At 61.7% G+C, this 19,808-nt stretch carries 19 protein-coding genes; 12 read left to right on the top strand and 7 right to left on the bottom strand.

Features of this window, described 5'->3' with window-relative positions; translation table 11 throughout:
- Positions 1-295: 295 nt before the first annotated feature.
- Positions 296-1,252 (top strand): L-malyl-CoA/beta-methylmalyl-CoA lyase, encoded by a 957-nt coding sequence (locus tag AB9K34_RS15500; RefSeq protein ID WP_369955334.1) that lies wholly within the window; start codon positions 296-298, stop codon positions 1,250-1,252.
- Positions 1,253-1,321: 69 nt separating this feature from the next.
- On the opposite strand, the gene irr is transcribed toward AB9K34_RS15500, so the two are convergent.
- Positions 1,322-1,741 carry a Fur family transcriptional regulator Irr gene (gene irr / locus AB9K34_RS15495; RefSeq protein WP_369955333.1) on the bottom strand — a complete coding sequence of 140 codons (420 nt, stop codon included), beginning with the start codon at positions 1,739-1,741 and terminating at the stop codon, positions 1,322-1,324.
- A gap of 177 nt (positions 1,742-1,918) precedes the next feature.
- On the opposite strand from irr, the gene fabA reads away from it, so the two are divergent.
- From fabA to AB9K34_RS15480, 3 genes are read left to right on the top strand one after another with little or no spacing between them, the layout of a single operon-like run.
- Positions 1,919-2,431 carry a bifunctional 3-hydroxydecanoyl-ACP dehydratase/trans-2-decenoyl-ACP isomerase gene (gene fabA, locus AB9K34_RS15490; RefSeq protein ID WP_369955332.1) on the top strand — a complete coding sequence of 171 codons (513 nt, stop codon included), beginning with the start codon at positions 1,919-1,921 and terminating at the stop codon, positions 2,429-2,431.
- Between the two features lie 35 nt (positions 2,432-2,466).
- Positions 2,467-3,696, top strand: a complete 1,230-nt coding sequence (fabB, locus tag AB9K34_RS15485; protein ID WP_369955331.1) for a beta-ketoacyl-ACP synthase I — start codon at positions 2,467-2,469, stop codon at positions 3,694-3,696.
- Between the two features lie 9 nt (positions 3,697-3,705).
- The gene (locus tag AB9K34_RS15480; RefSeq protein ID WP_369955330.1) at positions 3,706-4,497 is read left to right on the top strand and encodes an enoyl-ACP reductase; all 792 of its coding nucleotides are present in this window, start codon (positions 3,706-3,708) and stop codon (positions 4,495-4,497) included.
- A gap of 125 nt (positions 4,498-4,622) precedes the next feature.
- Here AB9K34_RS15480 and AB9K34_RS15475 read toward each other — a convergent pair whose 3' ends face one another.
- Both AB9K34_RS15475 and AB9K34_RS15470 read right to left on the bottom strand, forming a co-directional pair.
- The gene (locus AB9K34_RS15475; protein WP_369955329.1) at positions 4,623-4,778 is read right to left on the bottom strand and encodes a hypothetical protein; all 156 of its coding nucleotides are present in this window, start codon (positions 4,776-4,778) and stop codon (positions 4,623-4,625) included.
- 198 nt (positions 4,779-4,976) lie between these two features.
- A complete protein-coding gene (locus AB9K34_RS15470) occupies positions 4,977-5,366 on the bottom strand; it encodes a VOC family protein (protein ID WP_369955328.1) in 390 nt (129 codons plus the stop codon).
- A gap of 137 nt (positions 5,367-5,503) precedes the next feature.
- On the opposite strand from AB9K34_RS15470, the gene AB9K34_RS15465 reads away from it, so the two are divergent.
- The 7 genes from AB9K34_RS15465 (at position 5,504) to AB9K34_RS15435 (ending at position 11,746) form a co-directional block, all read left to right on the top strand.
- Positions 5,504-6,193: a haloacid dehalogenase type II gene (locus tag AB9K34_RS15465; RefSeq protein WP_369955327.1), complete on the top strand. Its 690-nt coding sequence runs from the start codon at positions 5,504-5,506 to the stop codon at positions 6,191-6,193.
- Entirely contained in the window at positions 6,190-7,020 is an 831-nt protein-coding gene (locus AB9K34_RS15460) for an alpha/beta fold hydrolase (protein ID WP_369955326.1), read from the top strand. The genes AB9K34_RS15465 and AB9K34_RS15460 overlap by 4 nt, the downstream gene beginning before the upstream one ends.
- Complete coding sequence (locus tag AB9K34_RS15455) at positions 7,017-7,994, top strand: threonine/serine dehydratase (protein WP_369955325.1); 978 nt, start codon at positions 7,017-7,019, stop codon at positions 7,992-7,994. The genes AB9K34_RS15460 and AB9K34_RS15455 overlap by 4 nt, the downstream gene beginning before the upstream one ends.
- Before the next feature lie 34 nt (positions 7,995-8,028).
- Complete coding sequence (gene pcaD, locus AB9K34_RS15450) at positions 8,029-8,817, top strand: 3-oxoadipate enol-lactonase (RefSeq protein ID WP_369955324.1); 789 nt, start codon at positions 8,029-8,031, stop codon at positions 8,815-8,817.
- A gap of 168 nt (positions 8,818-8,985) precedes the next feature.
- Positions 8,986-10,071, top strand: a complete 1,086-nt coding sequence (locus tag AB9K34_RS15445) for a Zn-dependent alcohol dehydrogenase (protein ID WP_369955323.1) — start codon at positions 8,986-8,988, stop codon at positions 10,069-10,071.
- A 47-nt stretch (positions 10,072-10,118) separates the two neighbouring features.
- A complete protein-coding gene (locus AB9K34_RS15440; protein ID WP_369955322.1) occupies positions 10,119-11,351 on the top strand; it encodes a mandelate racemase/muconate lactonizing enzyme family protein in 1,233 nt (410 codons plus the stop codon).
- 110 nt (positions 11,352-11,461) lie between these two features.
- Positions 11,462-11,746 (top strand): metalloregulator ArsR/SmtB family transcription factor, encoded by a 285-nt coding sequence (locus tag AB9K34_RS15435; RefSeq protein WP_369955321.1) that lies wholly within the window; start codon positions 11,462-11,464, stop codon positions 11,744-11,746.
- A 186-nt stretch (positions 11,747-11,932) separates the two neighbouring features.
- On the opposite strand, the gene AB9K34_RS15430 is transcribed toward AB9K34_RS15435, so the two are convergent.
- A complete protein-coding gene (locus AB9K34_RS15430; RefSeq protein ID WP_369955320.1) occupies positions 11,933-14,878 on the bottom strand; it encodes an ABC transporter transmembrane domain-containing protein in 2,946 nt (981 codons plus the stop codon).
- Between the two features lie 259 nt (positions 14,879-15,137).
- Between AB9K34_RS15430 and AB9K34_RS15425 the strand changes: the two genes are divergently transcribed.
- Positions 15,138-15,530 carry a DUF3307 domain-containing protein gene (locus AB9K34_RS15425; RefSeq protein ID WP_369955319.1) on the top strand — a complete coding sequence of 131 codons (393 nt, stop codon included), beginning with the start codon at positions 15,138-15,140 and terminating at the stop codon, positions 15,528-15,530.
- 97 nt (positions 15,531-15,627) lie between these two features.
- On the opposite strand, the gene AB9K34_RS15420 is transcribed toward AB9K34_RS15425, so the two are convergent.
- The 3 genes from AB9K34_RS15420 to AB9K34_RS15410 form a co-directional block, all read right to left on the bottom strand.
- A complete protein-coding gene (locus AB9K34_RS15420; protein WP_369955318.1) occupies positions 15,628-16,665 on the bottom strand; it encodes a calcium-binding protein in 1,038 nt (345 codons plus the stop codon).
- Between the two features lie 26 nt (positions 16,666-16,691).
- Positions 16,692-18,650: a TonB-dependent receptor domain-containing protein gene (locus tag AB9K34_RS15415; protein WP_369955317.1), complete on the bottom strand. Its 1,959-nt coding sequence runs from the start codon at positions 18,648-18,650 to the stop codon at positions 16,692-16,694.
- Positions 18,651-18,713: 63 nt separating this feature from the next.
- On the bottom strand, positions 18,714-19,757 hold the full coding sequence (locus AB9K34_RS15410; protein WP_369955316.1) for a calcium-binding protein: 1,044 nt from the start codon (positions 19,755-19,757) through the stop codon (positions 18,714-18,716).
- Positions 19,758-19,808 lie beyond the last annotated feature (51 nt).

Below are 19,808 nucleotides of genomic sequence, written 5' to 3'. Positions count from 1 at the left end.
GGTGATTCATGTTTTTCGACAGATTTCACCAACGCGTCCGGAATTGCCTGCGGTTTCCACGCATAATTCCGATCTTTTCGGGAGATCCTCCGAACCAGACAGGATTTCCTGCAATTTTCCACGCAAACCGACGGAACCGCGATCCATTCCTTCACAGGGAAAGCCTGGCACCGGATCGACGAATGCCGGAACGTGAGAGTTTCTGCACCCGCACAATTACGCTTGCGCGGCGCAGCGCAATTTAATACCTCCTGAGGCGAAAAAATCGCAACCTTATTACTCAAGAGGCCCGATCATGAGCTTTCGCCTACAACCCGCCGCCCCGGCCCGGCCCAACCGTTGCCAGTTGTTCGGCCCCGGCTCGCGCACGGCATTGTTCGAAAAGATGGCCGGCAGCGCGGCGGACGTGATCAACCTCGACCTCGAAGACTCGGTCGCCCCCACCGACAAGGACATGGCACGCGCCAATGTCATCGCCGCGATTTCCGACATCGACTGGGGCAAAAAGACGCTGTCGGTGCGCATCAACGGACTCGATACGCCCTGGTGGTATCGCGATGTTGTCGACCTGCTGGAACAGGCCGGCGAACGGCTCGATCAGATCATGATTCCCAAGGTCGGTTGTGCTGCGGACATCTACGCCGTTGACGCGCTGGTGACTGCCATCGAAGCCGCCAAGGGCCGCAGCAGGAAGATCGATTTCGAGGTCATCATCGAAAGCGCTGCGGGAATCGCCCATGTCGAGGAGATTGCCGCCGCATCGCCCCGGCTGGTCGCGATGAGCCTCGGCGCAGCGGATTTTGCCGCCTCGATGGGGATGCAGACCACCGGCATCGGCGGCACTCAGGAAAACTACTACATGTTGCACGACGGCCAGAAGCACTGGTCCGATCCCTGGCACTGGGCGCACACGGCAATTGTCGCCGCCTGCCGGACCCACGGCGTTCTGCCGGTCGATGGCCCCTTTGGCGACTTTTCCGACGATGACGGGTTCCGCGCGCAGGCGCGACGCTCCGCGACATTGGGCATGGTAGGCAAATGGGCCATCCACCCGAAACAGATCGCGCTTGCCAACGAGGTTTTCACCCCGTCGGACGAAGCCGTGGCCGAAGCCCGCGAGATCCTTGACGCGATGGAAAAGGCCAAGGCCAACGGCGAAGGCGCAACCGTCTACAAGGGCCGTCTGGTCGACATCGCATCGATCAAACAGGCCGAAGTCATCGTGCGTCAGTCAGAGATGATCTCGGGCTGACGGAAATAATGTGGCGGGCGCATCCGGAAGCCCGCCAAACGATCAAGCCTCGAAGTCAGGAAAGCGCGATCAGCTCGTCTTGCGCAGGCGGATGACCACATCAACCGACGCGATCTCGGCCCCCTTGGGCGCGTCGGGCACCCGTGCGATCACCAGTTGCTCCGAAGGCGCATCGGTCAGGTGCCCCTCGTCCTCCCAGTAGAAATGCGGGTGATCATGCGTGTTGGTATCGAAATAGCTTTTCGAGCCGTCCACCGTGACTTCCTGAAGCAGCCCGACCTCGCAAAACGTGCGCAGCGTGTTGTAGACAGTCGCCAGCGACACCGCCGCACCGGTGGATTGCGCCGCTTCATACAGGCTCTCGGCTGTGACATGGCGATGCTTGCCGTCGCCCACGAGCAACTCGGCCAGCGCCAGGCGCTGACGGGTCGGACGCAGTCCGGCCTCTCCCAGCCAAGTGGCAGCATTTCCGATTGCGTTAGGGGTCATGGCTACGTTCCGCTTCTTCACCTTTGCCTTATATAAGGGGCGCACCAGGCAAATTTCAATTGAAATTCAGTCGCACCTATTTCATCCGCGCCGGTTTCACGCGTCAGCAGTCCCCTTGCAGACCGTGCAAACGCGGTGATAGACCGGAAAACAGAATTTGTGAGGAAAGGCAGCAGCATGGCTCAATACCCCAGCAGCTTTGACAAGGAAGGATTGCTGAAATGCGCGCGTGGCGAGCTTTTCGGCCCGGGGAATGCCCAGCTGCCGGAACCGCCCATGCTGATGATGGACCGTATCACCGAGGTCAGTGCCGATGGCGGCAGCCACGGCAAGGGCCATGTGATCGCCGAATTCGACATCACACCGGACCTGTGGTTCTTTGAATGCCATTTTCCCGGCAATCCGATCATGCCCGGCTGTCTTGGCCTTGACGGTCTCTGGCAACTGACCGGTTTCAACCTCGGCTGGCGCGGCATGCTGGGACGCGGCATGGCGATGGGCGTGGGCGAAGTGAAGCTCAAGGGCATGGTGCGTCCCGACCGCAAGATGCTGACCTATTATGTCGACATGACACGGATCATCGACCGCAAGCTCAAGCTGGGTGTGGCCGACGGGCGGGTTGTGGCTGACGGTGAAGAGATTTATGTGGTCAAGGACATGAAAGTGGGCCTGGCCACGGCCGAGGCCTGATTGCCCGATAGGGGTTGCCAAATAGGAGACCGCCGATGCGCCGCGTCGTAGTCACTGGGCTGGGTATTGTCTCGTCCATCGGAAACAATGCCGACGAGGTTCTTGCCTCGTTGCGCAACGGAACCTCGGGGATCGAAGCCTGCCCCGAGATGGCCGAACACGGGTTCCGCAGCCAGGTGGCCGGAACGCTGAAAATTGATCCCGCGGCCCATGTGGACAAGCGCACCCTGCGTTTCATGGGGCCCGGTGCGGCCTATGCCTATATCGCGATGAACGAAGCGATCAGCGATGCGGGGCTGGACGAGGATGACATCGTGAACCCGCGCACCGGTCTGGTCGCGGGCAGCGGCGGACCATCGACCAGCGCCATGCTGACGGCGCATCAGACCGTTCTGAAAACCGGCGCGACCAAGCGGATCGGACCCTTTGCCGTGCCCAAATGCATGTCCTCGACGATTTCGGCGAATCTCGCGACGGCATACAAGATCAAGGGCATCAACTATTCCATCACCTCGGCCTGCTCGACCAGCCTGCATTGCATCGGCAACGCGGCAGAGCAGATCATGCTGGGCAAGCAGGACGTGATGTTTGCCGGCGGTGGCGAGGAACTGGACTGGACCCTGTCCTGCCTGTTCGACGCCATGGGCGCGATGAGCAGCAAGTACAATGACGCGCCGCAAACCGCCAGCCGGGCCTTCGACGCCAATCGCGACGGGTTCGTGATTTCGGGCGGCGGCGGCATTGTCGTGCTGGAAGAGCTGGAACACGCCAGGGCGCGCGGCGCGAAAATCTATGCCGAAGTAACCGGATACGCGGCGACCAGCGACGGACATGACATGGTCGCACCGTCCGGCGAAGGCGGTGAACGTGCGATGCGGCTGGCGCTGCAATCACTGCCCGAGGGGCGCACGGTCGGCTATATCAATGCCCACGGAACCAGCACCCCGGTTGGCGATGTCGGCGAGGTCGAGGCCGTCCGGCGCGTATTCGGCGAGGGCAATACCCCGCCGATCAGCTCGACCAAGTCGATGACCGGCCACGCACAGGGCGCGGCGGGTGCGCTTGAGGCGATCTTCAGCCTGCTGATGCTCGACAACGATTTCATCGCCCGTTCGATCAACGTCGAAACGCTCGATCCGGCCCTCAATGCCTCGGAGATCGCGCTCGAAACCGTCGAGAATGCCGGGCTGGACAGCGTGATGACCAACAGTTTCGGTTTCGGCGGCACCAACGGATCAATGATCCTGTCGAAATTCAAGGAATAGGATCGGCAGATGACACAAGCACTTGCAGGAAAACGCGGTCTGATCATGGGTGTCGCGAACGACCGCTCGATCGCATGGGGCATTGCCAAGGCGATGCACGGTGCCGGCGCAGAACTTGCCTTTACCTACCAGGGCGAGGCTTTTGGCAAACGGCTCGAACCCCTGGCGGAGTCGGTCGGATCGGACTTCATGGTCGATGTGGATGTCACTGATGATGCCTCGCTCGATGCCGCGTTCGAGAAACTCGCCGCGCGCTGGCCGACGATCGATTTCGTCGTGCACGCCATCGCCTTCTCGGACAAGTCCGAACTGACCGGACGTTTCCTCAATACCAGCCGCGCGAATTTCAAGAATTCCCTCGATATCAGCGCCTATTCCTTTATCGACGTGGCCCGCCGGGCGCATCCCATGATGGTCGAAAACGGTGGCACCCTGCTGACGCTGACCTATCAGGGCAGCAACCGCGTCGCCCCGAACTACAACGTGATGGGCGTGGCCAAGGCGGCGCTGGAATCGGCGACCCGCTATCTCGCGAACGATCTGGGGCCGGACGGCATCCGGGTGAACGCGATTTCGCCGGGCCCGATGAAGACGCTCGCCGGTGCGGCCATCGGCGGCGCGCGCAAGACCTACAAGCACACCGACCAGAACGCCCCGCTGCGCAGCAATGCGACACTCGAAGCGGTCGGCGGCACCGCGGTCTACCTCGCCTCCGAGGCCGGGGCCTGCACCACCGGCGAAATCATCCGCGTCGATGGTGGATATCACGTCCTGGGCATGCCGCAGCCCGACTATCTCTGACGTCACAGTTCCGACGTCCGGCTTGGCACGGCGTACACAAAGCGCGCCGCGCGGCATCCGGCCATTAGCGTAGCTCCATGCGGCGAACTGCGCCCGAAACACCTTTTGCCCGTCATAGGCAGGTGTCATTTTCGGCTGCCGCCAGCCCGGCCCCTGCCCCACCACAGCAGCAAGACGCCGGCCAACGGCAAGGCGATGGTACGCCAGATATCCGCGAGGCTGGACCGCCAGCGCCAGTGGCCAAGACTTGCGATGTCATCACGTCGGTCTGCCAGTTCCATCGCCACCCCCAGCCCAGCGCCGCCGCAAGGGCACTCAGGAAAGGCGCAGCTCGCAATCCTCTGCGCGACCAGATTGCCGCCCCCGCCAGAAGAATCGCCCCGACGAGATAGTGCAGAATGTTGCGATCCAGCGGAACATACCCTTCCAGCCAGAGTTTGAACGCCTGATAGACGGATGTATCGCCCTCCACCGACGCCTCAGCCGGCCGATGCCGGAACGATCAGGCCCAATGGCGCGCCGACACTGTCATGCACGATGGCAATGCGCCCGACATTCGGCACATCGAACGGCGCGCGGGCGATCCGACCACCACCGACTTCGGCCTGATGCAACGCGGTTTCGAGATCATCTACGGCCATATACGTAATCCACCGCGCCGATGTCTGCGCGTGATGCGCCATCCGCGAGATATCGAGCATGCCCGCGACCGGTTGCGCCCCGAGATAGGCGACATGGTAGTCACCGCCATCCGCAGCCGGGATCGTCCGGAAACGCCATCCGCATACGCGCCGATACCAGGCCTGTGCATGGTCGACATCATGCGTCATCAACTCGTTCCACCAGATAGCGCCGCGAAATTCGGACATCACGTATTCCTTCCAAGATTTGGCCGCTCACGATTTGGGATGTGCGCAGCATAGACGAGTTCGGCCTGAAAATCATCCGTGGCGCCCTTTCCCCCTCTCCGCAACTGTGACAACCTGCGCGCAAAACGGAGTACCAGATGCCGATCACCACCTGCGTTTTTGATGCCTACGGCACCCTGTTTGACGTGTCCGCCGCCGCACGACAGGCCGCCGAAGAGGGCCGTTTTCCCGGGCTCGCCGACCGCTGGGCCGAGGTCGCGACGCATTGGCGGCTCAAACAGTTGCAATACACCTGGCTGCGTGCCGTGGCGGATGCCCATACCGATTTCTGGGAGGTCACGCAGAACGGGCTGGACTGGACACTCGAAGCGACGGGGCTCGACGCCGATCCCGCCCTGCGCCAGCGGTTGCTCGATCTCTACTTGGAATTGCAGGCCTATCCCGAAGTGCCCGAAATGCTGCGTGCGCTGAAAGACGCGGGCATGCAGACCGCGATCCTGTCCAACGGCTCGCCAGCGATGCTGGACGGGGCGGTGCAGTCGGCAGGTGTCGGTGACGTGCTGGACGATGTGCTGTCCGTCGAGAGCGTCGGCATCTTCAAACCCGCCGCGTCGGTCTATCAACTGGTCGAGGATCGGTTCGGATGCGCGAAATCCGAGGTGCTTTTTGTTTCCTCCAACGGCTGGGACGCGGGCTGTGCAACCGGTTACGGATTTCAAACCGCCTGGGTCAACCGTGCGGCGGAGCCGGTTGATCGCCTGCCATGGACCCCGGCGCATGTCCTGAGCGACCTGCGCCCGATCCCCGATCTGGCCCGCGGGCAATGAGCCGCTTTGCCGCGCCCGATGGCCTGAGCCTGCATTACGAAGACAACGGCGACGGGCAACCGCTCCTGTGTCTGCCCGGGCTGACCCGCAACACGCGCGATTTCGATTTTCTCGCTCCGCACATGGGGGCCTGCCGGATGATTGCGATGGACTATCGCGGACGCGGACAATCGGATTATGCGGATGATCATGCCACCTATTCCATTCCCCATGAAGCCAGTGATGTCATCGCGTTGCTGGAGCATCTGAAACTGGACAAGGTCACCGTGCTTGGCACCTCGCGCGGCGGGCTGATCGCGATGGCCCTGGCAGCCGCACATCCGGACCGGTTGTCGGCAGTGATCCTGAATGATGTCGGTCCTGTTATCGCACCCGGCGGCGTCGAACGTATCATGCAATATGTCGGCGTCACGCCACCCTACCGCAATCTGGCTGAAGCGGCCGAGGCGATGGCGGCGACGCAGGGCCAGCAGTTTCCGGGTCTCGCCGCCGAGACATGGCAGCGGCTGGCCGCGGCGCAATATGCCGAAACCGCAGAGGGGCTGGCGCTGCGCTACGACGCGCGGCTGCGTGATGCGCTGATCGAACAGGCACAGGCCGGCCCGCCGCCGGATCTGTGGCCGCTGTTCGATGCGCTGAAGCCGTTGCCGGTTGGCGTATTGCGGGGCGAAAATTCCGATATTCTCTCACCGGACACGCTTGCAGAGATGCAGGCCCGGCATCCCGGCCTTGTCGCCGTCACGGTCGCGAACCGTGGACATGTGCCGCTGCTTGACGAAGCCGAGAGTCTTGACCTGATCAACCACATCCTGAGAGACGCCAGATGAGTACGATAGAAATGATCCGGGACGCTGAAATGCGGTTGCGCGGCCACGCCCGGCGCACGCCTTTGCTGTCGTCACCATTTCTCGACGAGATCGCGGGCAAGCGGGTGCTGGTCAAGGCCGAGTGCCTGCAGCATACCGGCAGCTTCAAATTTCGCGGCGGCTGGTCTGCGGTGTCGGCTCTGCCGCCGGAGACACGCGCGCGCGGCGTCATCGCGTTTTCCAGCGGCAACCACGCACAGGGCGTGGCGCTGGCTGCGAAACGCCACGACACGCCAGCGGTGATCATCATGCCGTCAGACGCGCCCCGGATGAAGATCGACAATACCCGCGCCCTCGGGGCCGAGGTCGTGCTCTATGACCGCGCCAGCGAAGACCGCGATGCCATTGGCGCGCGGATTGCGAGCGAGCGCGGACTGACGCTGATCAAGCCGTTTGATGAGCCGCAGGTGATTGCCGGGCAAGGCACCACCGGCCTTGAAATCGCCGAACAGGCAACGGAACAAGGCATAGGCGATGCCGACGTGTTGATCTGTTGCGGCGGCGGTGGGCTGACGTCGGGCATCGCGCTGGCGCTCGCAGATCGCGCGCCCGGTCTGCGCCCGCGCCCCGTTGAACCCGACGGTTTTGACGATGTGACGCGCTCTCTCGCCAGCGGCAGAATAGAACGCAACGACCGCATGTCGGGATCGCGCTGCGATGCCATTCTGACCCCCGAGCCGGGCCAGATCACCTTTCCGATTCTGCGGCGCCTCTGCGGTCCGGGCCTCGTCGTGTCGGATGACGAGGCGCTGCGCGCTGTTGCGCTGGCGTTTTCCCGGCTCAAGATCGTGGTGGAACCCGGCGGCGCGGTTGCGCTTGCGGCGGCGCTGTTTCATGCCGACGAGATCGAGGGGGACACGGTGATCGCCGTCGCAACCGGTGGCAATGTCGATGCGGGCGTGTTCCGCGAGGCGCTGGAACGATTTGGCGACTAGATCGGGGCCGCCACAAAACAAAGGAATAGAGTCCATGCAGATTGCCGACCTTGGCGATGTCCAACTTCACTATCGTATCGACGGCGACCCTGACGGGGCACCGGTGGTGTTTGCGAACTCGCTTGGCACCGACCTGCGGCTGTGGGATCCGATCCTGCCGCTGCTGCCCGCCGGGCTCAGGATCATCCGCTATGACAAGCGGGGGCATGGCCTGTCCTCCTGTCCGCCGGCACCCTATTCGATGGGCGCATTGGTACGCGACGCAGAACAGCTTCTGGACCTGCTCGACGTCCGGGACTGTGCCTTTGTCGGCCTGTCGATCGGTGGCATGATCGCGCAGGGGCTGGCGGTCAAGCGGCTCGACCTCGTGCGCGCGATGGTCCTGTCGAATACAGCGGCCAAGATCGGCACGGCGGATATGTGGAACGCACGAATCGACGCGGTCAGGGAGGGAGGCATTGCCGCGCTCGCCGACCCGGTGATGGAGCGTTGGTTCAGCGAAGCGTTCCGCAACACCCCGGAACTCGCCCTCTGGCGCAACATGCTCGTTCGTCAGCCATCCGAGGGCTATGCAGGGTGTTCCGCCGCGATCGCCGGCACCGATTTCTATACTCCGACCAGCGGGCTGCGCCTGCCGACACTGGGTATTGCGGGCGATCGGGATGGCGCGACGCCACCCGACCTTGTGCGCGAGACGGTAAAACTGATCCCCGGATCGCAATTTCACCTGATGAAAGGCGCGGGCCATCTGCCCTGCGTCGAGAACCCCGCAGAATACGCCCGTGTTCTGAGGGGCTTTCTGGCGGATATTGGACATATCTGACGAAGCGGCTTCCCGGTTCTGCCGCAGCGCATATCGCTGGCCTTGTTGCTGATCGCAGTCACGATCGTTCTGCGCCGGGAAACCCGTTTGGGTCCGGCGCATCAATTTCCGTCTTGCGGAGCAAAGTGGCGCGGGCCACGGTAATCGCAAGAAACGGGGAGACACAGCATGCAAACGATCAAAGCGGCGGTTTGCCGTGAATTTGGCGCACCCTTGGTCATTGAAGAGATACAGCTCGCCGATCCAGGGGTTGGCGAGGTCGAAGTGACCCTTGATGCAGTCGCGATATGCCACTCGGACATTTCCTATGCCGAAGGCGCATGGGGTGGTCACCTTCCTGCGGTCTACGGGCACGAAGCGGCCGGTGTGGTTACTGCACTGGGCGACGGTGTGACCGGTTTTCAGACGGGCGACGCCGTGGTTGTCACCCTGATCCGGGCCTGCGGGACCTGTCCGAATTGTGCCGGTGGGCAGCCGACGATATGTGAAAATCCGCCCGACGGCGTCAACGGGCCGATTAGCACCGCCGATGGCGAACCGCTGCTTCAGGCGATGGCCTGTGGCGCATTCGCGGAAAAGGTCGTCGTGCATCGCAGCCAGATCGTGAAGATCCCCGGCGACATGCCACGCGACGCCGCCTGCCTGTTGTCTTGCGGCGTGATCACCGGCGTCGGCGCGGCGGTGAACGCCGCCAGACTGCGCGCCGGTCAGGATGTGGTCGTGATCGGCGCGGGCGGCGTCGGTCTCAACGCGATTCAGGGCGCACGCATTGCCGGGGCGCGGCGTATCGTGGCCGTGGACATGACCGAGGACAAGCTCGAAATCGCCAAGGAATTCGGCGCAACCCACGGCATACTGGCCACCGAACCCGCCCCCTGGCGCCGGGCCTACAAAGCCTTCGGCGGGCGCGGTGCGGATGCGGTCATGGTGACGGTCGGCGCGGCGCGGGCCTATGACGAAGCACCCAAATACCTGGGCTGGGGCGGCAAGGCGATCATGATCGGCATGCCTCATGCGGAGTCGCGCTCGGAGTACAGCCCGATGAACATGTCCTACCAGGGGCAGGCTCTGGTCGGCTCCAAGATGGGCGACACCGTCATCCAGCGGGACATACCGTGGATGGTAGACCTGTACCAGCAGGGCCGTCTGAAGCTTGACGAACTGATCTCGGGCCGCTGGTCGCTCGATCAGATCAACGACGCCATTACCGACACCAAAACCGGCAGCGCAAGACGCAACGTGATCCTGTTCTGAGCGCGACGGGGCACAGCACCACTTTTCCCAGAACAAGGAAACTGCCCATGAAACTGCGTGACCTTGATATCATCGTGACCGCCCCGCCTGCGCCGGGTTGGGGCGGACGGTACTGGATCCTGGTCAAGGTGACGACCGATACCGGGATCACCGGCTGGGGCGAATGTTACGCCTCATCGGTGGGGCCAGAGGCGATGCGCGCGGTCATCACCGACGTTTTCGACCGGCACATGCGCGAAGAGAACCCGGAAAACATCGAACTGATGTTCCGTCGCGCCTATTCCTCGGGTTTCACGCAACGGCCCGATCTGACCGTGATGGGCGCATTTTCCGGTCTGGAAATTGCGTGCTGGGACATTCTCGGCAAGGATCGCGACCGCCCCGTGCATGCGCTGATCGGCGGGCGGATGAACGACCGTATCCGGGCCTATACCTATCTCTATCCGCTGGCCCAGCACAATCTGACCGATTTCTGGACCTCTCCCGATCAGGCCGCCGAAGCAGCCGCCGATTTGCTGCGCCAAGGGTACACCGCGGTAAAATTCGACCCTGCGGGCCCCTACACAATGCGCGGCGGTCACATGCCCGCCATGACCGACATTTCGCAATCCGTCGCCTTTTGCCACGCCATTCGAGAAGCGGTGGGGGACCGGGCGGACCTGCTCTTTGGGACGCATGGACAATTCACCACCGCCGGCGCCATCCGCCTGGGTCAGGCGCTTGAACCCTATTCACCGCTCTGGTTCGAGGAACCGGTGCCCCCGGACAACGTGACCGAAATGGCCCGCGTCGCGGCCGCCGTGCGTATCCCCGTTGCCACCGGCGAGCGGCTGACCACCAAGGCAGAGTTTGGCGCGGTCCTGCACGCCGGCGCGGCATCGATCCTGCAACCGGCACTGGGACGCGCAGGCGGCATCTGGGAAATGAAAAAGGTTGCTGCGATGGCAGAGGCCTGCAACGCCCAGATGGCCCCGCATCTCTATGCCGGCCCCATCGAATGGGCCGCGAATATCCAGTTGTCCGCCTCCATTCCCAACATCCTGATGGCTGAAACCATCGAAACACCATTTCACGCAGCGCTTATCAAGGGAACCATCCGGGTCGAATGCGGCTTTGTGAGCCCGCCAACAACGGCGGGGCTGGGAATTGAAGTGGACGAAGATCTGGCCCGCGCGCATCCCTACACCGGTACCGGTCTGCACCTTCAAATGCAGGAAGAAGGCTGTGACTATGTCAATGGAAACGCATTTCAAGGGGGTGCACCGCCGACAGAGGGGTGACATCCGGTCGCAGTTTGAGTCAGTATAGGGAAATATTGTTATATTTTTCGGATATGATTAACGTGACCCTTCAAACCCCAAATTCATTTCCCCAATGTGTGCCGGAAGTCATGGCCAATCGCGCCCACGACGCGGCATCCTATCTCAAGACACTCGCCCATGAGGGCCGCCTGATGATCCTGTGCCACCTTGGCGCAGGCGAAAAATCGGTCGGAGAACTCGAGATCCTGCTGAATATTCGTCAGGCCGCAGTCAGCCAGATGCTGGCCCGGTTGCGTGACGAGGGTCTGGTGACGACGCGCCGCCAGGGCAAGACGATCTTCTATTCGCTTTCGGACAACAACACCGAACGGGTGATCGGTCTAATCTATGTGCTGTTCTGTGGCGAGGATTAAAGCGTTTCGCGATTGACTTGAAACATTTCGCATCAACTAACGCGTTGAAATCTTTTATTTCAGGCAGCGTTAGGTGTTTCAGGTTTATCGCGAAATGCTATAGCGCATCAGGCAACATATCTGTCGTCACGAGGCCCGACATGTTCCCGCCATTTGGCAGGAAACCCAAGCGTTTCGTGCGAGGCTCTACCCGTTCACATAGCCTGCCACCACCTGCAGCAACCGGAACGCGGTGGCCGCGTCGTTTTGCACCACGTCGAGAAACTCCTCGGCACCCACACGCAGGCATCTGAGTTCGGAGGTGGCCCGCATGCTGAGCGCGCGTGGCTCGTTGCGGATCAGTCCGAGTTCGCCCACAAACGCTCCCGGACCGACGGTTGCGATCAACTCGTCCTGTTCGTCGTCGTGAGGGTGGTACAGATCGGCGGACCCCTCGATCACCACATAGGCGCCGTCCTTGGGTGCATCGCCCTTGTTGAACACGATCTCGTCCTTGCCGGCAGCGAACCACCGCGCACCGAAGGCCAGCAACCGAAGCTGTTTCCGGTTCAGCCCCGAGAACAAGTCGGTTTGCTCCAGCGCCCGCAGTTTTCGCGCAAGATCCGCACTGCCGACGCTGTCCCCCTCACTGTCGCGCGCCACATCATCGCTGACCATTCGTCCTTGCCGCAGCTCGAAATGGCGATCGAACACGTCCTCGCGCTCGAAACTGTCGCTCAGGTAGATCAGCGTCGTGTCCGGCAGCAAGGCACGCAGCTTCTTGTGCGCGCCCACCTTGATCGCGATGTCGTAGCTGTCCAGCGCCTTGTCGAGGATGAGAATATCGGGGCGTTTGATCGCCGCCCGGCTGAAGGCAAGCGGTTCGGCGAACAGCGCAGGCAAATTCGCGCCCCCCAGGCTGATATCCATGTCATAGATCAATTCGACCACCAGCTTTTCCGCGTCGTTTTCGGCGAGCACCTTGGCGACGAGGTCATGGACATCTTCCGCCTTGCCGCCTGCGGTTTCCGAGATCACCCCGAACAGGGCGTTTTCGATCACCGTCCGGTCTGGCACGAAACGGTCCTTGTCAAGCGGTGCAAAGAGATCATCCAACGCACGCTGCATGTCTTGCGAATGACTTTGGCGCAGGTCGAGGATACGCGCCTTGATCTCATCGGGAAAGGCCGGTCCAAGCTGCTCCGCAGTGATCTGGAAGGGCACGCTCAGCATGATCGACAATTCCTGCGGCGTCAGTTCATCGGTCCCCCCCTTGCAACTCCGTTCGACGAGTTCGACCGCACATTCGTAGGTTTTGACATTGAGTCCGAGCTTGCGAAACAGCGGGTGATCCGTGCCATCCAGCCCGAAAGTCCGGCGCAGCAGCGCGAGAACATCCCGGCTCAGTGTCAGCAGATCCTGCTCAAGCCGCAACGCCCTGAGTTGCGCCATGAAGTCGGTCTTGCCGGCCAGCAACTCCTGGGTGATCTGCACCCGCGGCGTGGCGTATAACAGGTTCTCGCCCACGGCCAGGCCCGGATTGTATTTCTCCGGATCGAACAGCAGCACGTATTTGTCCAGCTCGGCGTCGCGCACGGCGGCCTGGACCTTCGGGCGCAACTCGATCAGACGTTTGGCCAGATCAGGGTGCTTTTCCGCGTCGAAACGCTGCTCGACGCCGCGCCGGAACAGATCGGACCCCGAGCCGATCCCCTCGATCAGTTCGAGCCACCATTCGCGCAGTGCGTCGGCGTCCTCCAGATCCGCCATCGCCTGCGCGGTTCCGCTCCCGGCATCCGGATCGGAGCCATTGCCGACCCTGTCCGCCTTTCGCGACTGCGTCTCGTTCCTCGTTGCATCCGGCGGTTCGGCCCTCAGTGACATCATGACATTCTCGCCAAACGTGCCCTGGAACAGCACTGGATGTGAATTGGCATAGCCGATCCGCGTCGCGATAACGGACTGATGAAACTCGCGCAGATCCTGGTCGCCGACGGTGATCTTTCCTGAAGACGGCAAATATTCGCGGATCATGAGTTCCGACATGACCTTGCGATCCTCAGCGCTCGGCGCGGTGATACCAACGACCGAACCGGCGGGGAAACTTGCCGAGATATCCTCGAGCACGATGTTGCCGTCGGCGTCGTGGGCGGTCACGTGGTCAAAAGCCAGATCTCCCTCCAGATGCGGGATCGGGTCAGGCGGATCCGAGATCAGCGTCTCGTTTACCATGCCGTCGGGCGCGAACCGCTCCAGGATCACATCCCAACGCACGGCCATGTCCTGGGTCTGGTTGTAATAGGCCAGAAGCTCTTTCCACGGGCTCGACAGGTCCTTGTAGGCCGCCAGCGCCGCAACCAATGCCCCAAGGGACACCGACCCCTGCAAGACGAGATAGCCACCGACCGAGAAAAAGAAGAATGGCGTGAGCTGGGTAATGAAGTTGTTGAGAAACTTCATGAAGAACTTTTTCTGGTAGATCAAAAAGCGGATGTCAAAGAGCCGGCCCAACTGACCCAGTGTCTGGGCCATACGGTATTGCCAGCCCCCATTGCTGCGCAGGGTCGATGCGCCGGCGGCACTCTCGCCGATCATGCTCGCCAGAACCCGAACCTCCTTGATCCGGGACTTGTTCAACTCGTTGATCTCGCGTTGCAGCTTGGGAATGAGCCAGGCCTGCAACGGGATCAGCGCCACCGCCGCGAGCCCGAACCAGAAGCTTTGCAGGAACAGGAAACCGAGTATGGTCAGCATCTGGCCCGCTTGCAGGACCGGCTGGCTGATTGCATCGCCCATGAGGCCGCCCATCGGTTCGGACTCGGCGGTTACCATCGACACCAGTTCGCCCTGGCTCACGCGCTCGAAATACGGCTGGGGGAATCGCAGGATGCGCGAGATCAGCTGATAGCGGAACCGGCGCAGCATGCGTTCCGACAGAACCCCCTTCATCGTGTTGATGCGCATCTTCAGCAGGCCATGACACAGCACCGACAAAAGGAACGCCCCGCAGAGCAGCCAAAGGAACGTCACCTGTCCGACCTGCATGCCAAAGACGTCGATCATCGGCGATTGCGCCCCGATGGCATCGTTGATGATCCGCTTGGGCAGTTCCAGCGTCAGGTAGAGCAGCGGAAATAGAAAGCTGGTCACCATCAGCAAAATCAGCTGATCGCGCTTTGAATACTTCCAGATGAAACCAAATATCGTAGGTTCTATTGAATTATTCCAAATGTGTTTCCGTACACGCCACCATTCCCGATGGCCCTCGCAAGGCCATGTAGTGCCGAAAGCCTAGCAACCACACCCCCCGTGGCGCAAATAATTTGGCCAAAGGCATTTGAGACGCAGCATGATTGCAGCGTCACCGGTAAAGTCCTAAGCTGAAGGGGGAGAGCACGGACAGGAGGCTGATTTGTCCGACGTGACCAGTACGATTTTATTGCTTTTGTGCTTGCTGCAAATAAAGCATATGTTTGCCGATTATTTCCTGCAGACCCCGCGCATGCTGGCGGATCGCGCAATCTATTTTCATGTAGGCCGGGCTCAGCACGCGGCCGTCCATGCACTTGGCTCCGCGATCGCTTTTTTCCTGGTCGGCGCGCCACTCGGGTTCATCGTTGCAATCTGCACCGCTGAATGGCTTGCGCATTTTCATATCGACTGGGCCAAGGCCCGCCACGGCGAAGCCAGCGGTTGCGGCCCCAGCGACGCCAAATTCTGGCGCGCCGCAGGGGTCGATCAGGCCCTGCACCAGTTGACCTATATCGCGATGGTCTGGGCCTGGGTTCATTTCGTGGTGCACTGAGCAGCAGCGGCACCCGGTATATTTCGCTGCGCCATCGCAGCGGCACATCAGCGACGCGCGAGCGGCAAACCGCCCGCGCGCAATAGCGCTTTCCGCCTCAGAGAATGAAGTCGTCGACCGTGAGATCGTGCACGCCGTTGAGTGCGATCCGGAAATCGCGCATGCCATCGCCATCCGTGTCCCCCCCGACAAAGGTCGACTGACCGTTGTTCCAGACCCGAAGCTCACCCGACTGCCCCGAGAAACCGGCGTTACCGATCAGTGTAAAGGCCTGGTTTCCGCCGATATCCTCGCGGGCGTCGATGCCGTTGAGTGCGATCCTGTCCCCCTGCCCCGCGTCGAAATCCTTGATCCGGTCGTTCCTGACATGTGCCAGCTTGGAAAAGACAAAGGTATCGCGCCCGTTGCCACCGATCATCGTGTCCCTGCCTGCACCACCGACAAGCCGGTCCGCCCCATTGCCACCGCTGAGAATATCGATGCCGGAACCGCCAAACAGCAGATCCGAACCATTCTGGCCAAGGATCGTGTCACTGCCGCCCCTGCCGTTCAGAAAGTCTCTGCCGTTGCCCCCCCGGACCGTGTCGCCAAAATCGGTTCCCGCGTATCTGTCATTGGCGCTGGTGCCGGTGACATCGTGCGCCTCGGCCCAGATATTGTCATAGATCGGCGTAGGGTCGGCCTGACTGCCGTTCAGACCGCCCCCCATCATGCCCGCGACAATCTCGTGCACATCGCCTTTCACCCCGACCGGGTTGGTGATGTTGAATCCGGATATGGTGATCATGTCGCCCATATCGGTGATCACACCGTTTTCCAGCGCAAGGTCCTGCGTCGCCGGATCCCACGCCTCATCGAGCGTACCGAAGCGGATGGTTTCGATGGTGCCGCTGACCGAGTGGTTCGAGAACGTGTATGCGAAATCATCCCCCTCGAGCAGAACAACCCGCGTGTCTGCCTCGCTCCCGTCTGTCGGAGTGTCCAGGTGCAGAACCTGCGTCGTCACCCCGGTCTCGGGCAGGAAGACCGGTGTCTGATAGGGTTCGAAGCCAACGAAATGCGCCTCGAGATCCGCGTTGAAATCGATACCCGCGCCAGTCACCGGGTTCAGGGAGAGTCGGATTGAGAGTGTCATGGATTGTCCTTTCTGTACGTCCGGATTCAGAATCGCACGATGAGCGACGCCAAAGCGTTGAACCCGGGTGACGGTTGGGTTTCGAGGTGAGCCGTGTAGTTCTCGTTGAAGATGTTGTTGAGCGCCAAGCCGAAGGTCGTGCGGTCGGACACCGCCTGCTCGTAGAACAAATCCACCGTCTGCCAGGCCGGACTGTGCAGGTCCCCACCCTCCTTGGTGCCGACCGACGTGAATCGCGCGCCCAGTTCGCGGCGGCCGTCCGGACTGCGATACCCGGCGGTCACAACCATCCGGTCAGGCGGTACGCTGGCCAGTTCAAGACCTGTCTCAAGGTCGATACCGTCCAGCAACTGCCCCGCGAATTCGCCGAAGAAACCGCCGGACAGATACGATGCCTCAAGCTCGAAGCCGCGAATGCGCACATTGTCGATATTGTTGTATTGATAGGAGGCGTCGAACAGGCCGCCGACACGGACCAGACCGATATAGTCCTCGATCTTGTTGTAAAAGCCGGTCGCCCGCAGTTGCAGGAAATCCCCGGTTGTGAACAGATCCTGTCGGCTGTAGCCGATACCGATCTCGATCGAACGCATGCGTTCGGGTTGCAGATCGGGGTTGGGGATGACCGGGAAATCCGCCGGTTCCGGATGCATGCCGTTGACCAGCGTTTCGTTCAGGGATGGAAATCGGGAAGCGAGCGCCATGCTGCCGTAAAGCACGACATCAGAGCCGACCGGAAATTCCAGGCCGATCCGGGGCGAGAGAGCCTCGCCGGTGACCGTCGCGTCCGGGCTGTCCAGCTTGTAGCTGTCGGCGCTCAACCCGAGAATGAACGTCGCGGTGCCGACGGTGATGCGATCTTCGATGGCCAGTGACCAGAGGTCACGATTGCCCGATGGCGTCAGGCTGTCATTCACCGGATCGTCGGTGGTGACCGTATCGCGGAACCCCTCGAGCGTCAGCCCGATATCATGATCCGTTGTACCGACCGCGAACAGGCGTGCCGCCTCGACCAGAAGACCGGTTGTCCCCGTGTCATAGGACCGATCCACACCGGTTGGCATCAGGTTCTCGTTCAGAAGACGCTGTGAGACCGTGGTGGAGACGTCGTAGAGCCGGCCATTGAGTGCCCAGCCGCCCAGAACATCCTCGGCCTGATAGCCGAAGGACACCGTGTCAGTCCGCATGTCGTTGTCCCGTGGCAGGCTGGACAGGCGTCCGGTGTAGTAATTCATGTCGAGCCGACTGGCGCTGAAGGTCAGGCGCGCGCCGCTCTGGTTGGTGAACCCGAGAGTCGCGAGGGCGCTCTGTGTTTCCTGCCATGCATAGACTTCGGTGCCATCGGGGGCGGTATAGTCACCCATCTCGGCCCGTGTTGCCGCAAAGGTAAGATCGACCGCGTCGCTTAATTGCCCGGCGACCGCACCATGAACCGTTGGCGCTTCGGTCAGCGTGCCATAGCGCATGCGGAATTCCCCGCCCACACGTCCACCGTCATCGGGCAGCAGGTCGCCGGCCCCGACGGTTCGCATTTCCAGCGCCCCGCCGATTGCACCCGCCTTTGCTCCCGGTCCGCGCGCGACCGTGATGCCGCGCAGCATCTCGGTATCCACCGCGAACGTACCATTGGCCTCGTGGCCGGAGCGGGCAAAATTCTGGCGCATCCCGTCAACGGTAACCGCCACCCGGCCGAAATCCTGCAACCCGCGAATGTTGACCGCAGTTTCCGCACCGCCCGCCGCGCCGCCAAGCACCGTGACGCCCGGCGCGCTCCGCATGATTGTTTGCAGGTTGCTCCCCTGATACTCGGTTTCAAGCTGCTCGTCGGATATCTCGGTTTCGTCCCAACTCAGGGCTTGGGGCAGATCCGCGTCCACCTCGATCGTATCCAGCACGAACGGGTCGCCATCCTGCGCGGCGACCGGGCTGGCCAGAACCACGCTTAGCGAGATCAGGTAGCGAATATCGGATTTCGGTAGCAGCATTTCGACCCCGTGGCGGGGCGCGCACCAAAGTTCGATACGCGCCCCGCCATGCCTCGTAGGCGCCTAGAACATGAAGATGTCGTCAGAGAGATCGGCCAGTTCCACACCGAAGAGGCGGATATTCGCATCCCCCGCCGACAGTTCGATCCAGTTCTGGCTCTCAATCACTGCAAAGTCGCCGAGGGTCGACAAACCAAGCGCAGTCACATCAATCATGTCTTCGGCGACGTCGAGGTCGCGAATTATGTCGCGCGTGTTGCTGGCAACGATCACGAACACGTCGGCTCCGGCACCGCCAAACAGCCGGTCGGCTCCCGCTCCGCCCTCAAGCACATCGTCACCTATACCACCGAACAGCAGATCGCGCTGTGCGCCCCCGGTCAGCGTATCGTTACCGGCGCCGCCCTTGAGAAAGTCCCGGCCATCACCACCCGAGAGCGTGTCGTCACCATACCCTCCGACCAGCTGGTCATCGCCATTGCCGCCCGTCAGCGAATCGTTGCCGCGCCCGCTCGACAGGCTGTCGTCGAGATCGAAGCCGATCAGCGTGTCATCTCTGGAGCCGCCCGTCACGTCGACCGCGTGTTCGGACCAGATCGCGTTCAGCGCATCCGCATCCGCGTCCTGCACCGCCTTGTAGAGCGCGTAGACCGGGTTGGTCGCGACATCGGTGCCGCCCCCCGGCTCGACATCGAGCATGAACCCGCTCACCTTGAGGCCGGCATCGAAATCGACAACGCGTCCGGCAACCCCGGTTCCCTGCTCTCCGGTGGTGACACCTTCGACCCAGTCGCCGAATACAAGCGCATCCAGCTGACCGGAAATCCCATGACCGTAGGACGCGCCGTGATGGAGGTAATCATAGGCAATGCCCTCTCCTTCGAGAAGGACCGACGACGACACCAGCGCCCCGTCCGGACCATCCGTGTAGCGCCCCAGCACCTGCGACCCGTTCAGATAATAGGTCGAGCCGTAAACCGAGTCAGGCGACCCGCCATAGAAATCCATCGAGTCATTGGTCAGGTTCGCAAAGAACTGGTCGAGGAAGTTCGGCATGTCAAAGCCACCGCGCAGGGTGCTTGCATCGAATATGAGAGTAGAGGGCAATGGTCCGCTCCTGTCAGCTAGTGAAGATCACGTGGGGATGCTGACTGGCGG

Origin of the sequence: Sedimentitalea sp. XS_ASV28 (assembly GCF_041224545.1) — a bacterium.
Classification (GTDB): Bacteria; Pseudomonadota; Alphaproteobacteria; order Rhodobacterales; family Rhodobacteraceae; genus Sedimentitalea.
Note: the sequence above shows the minus strand (reverse complement) of the source record. Positions and strands in the feature narration are given on the sequence as shown.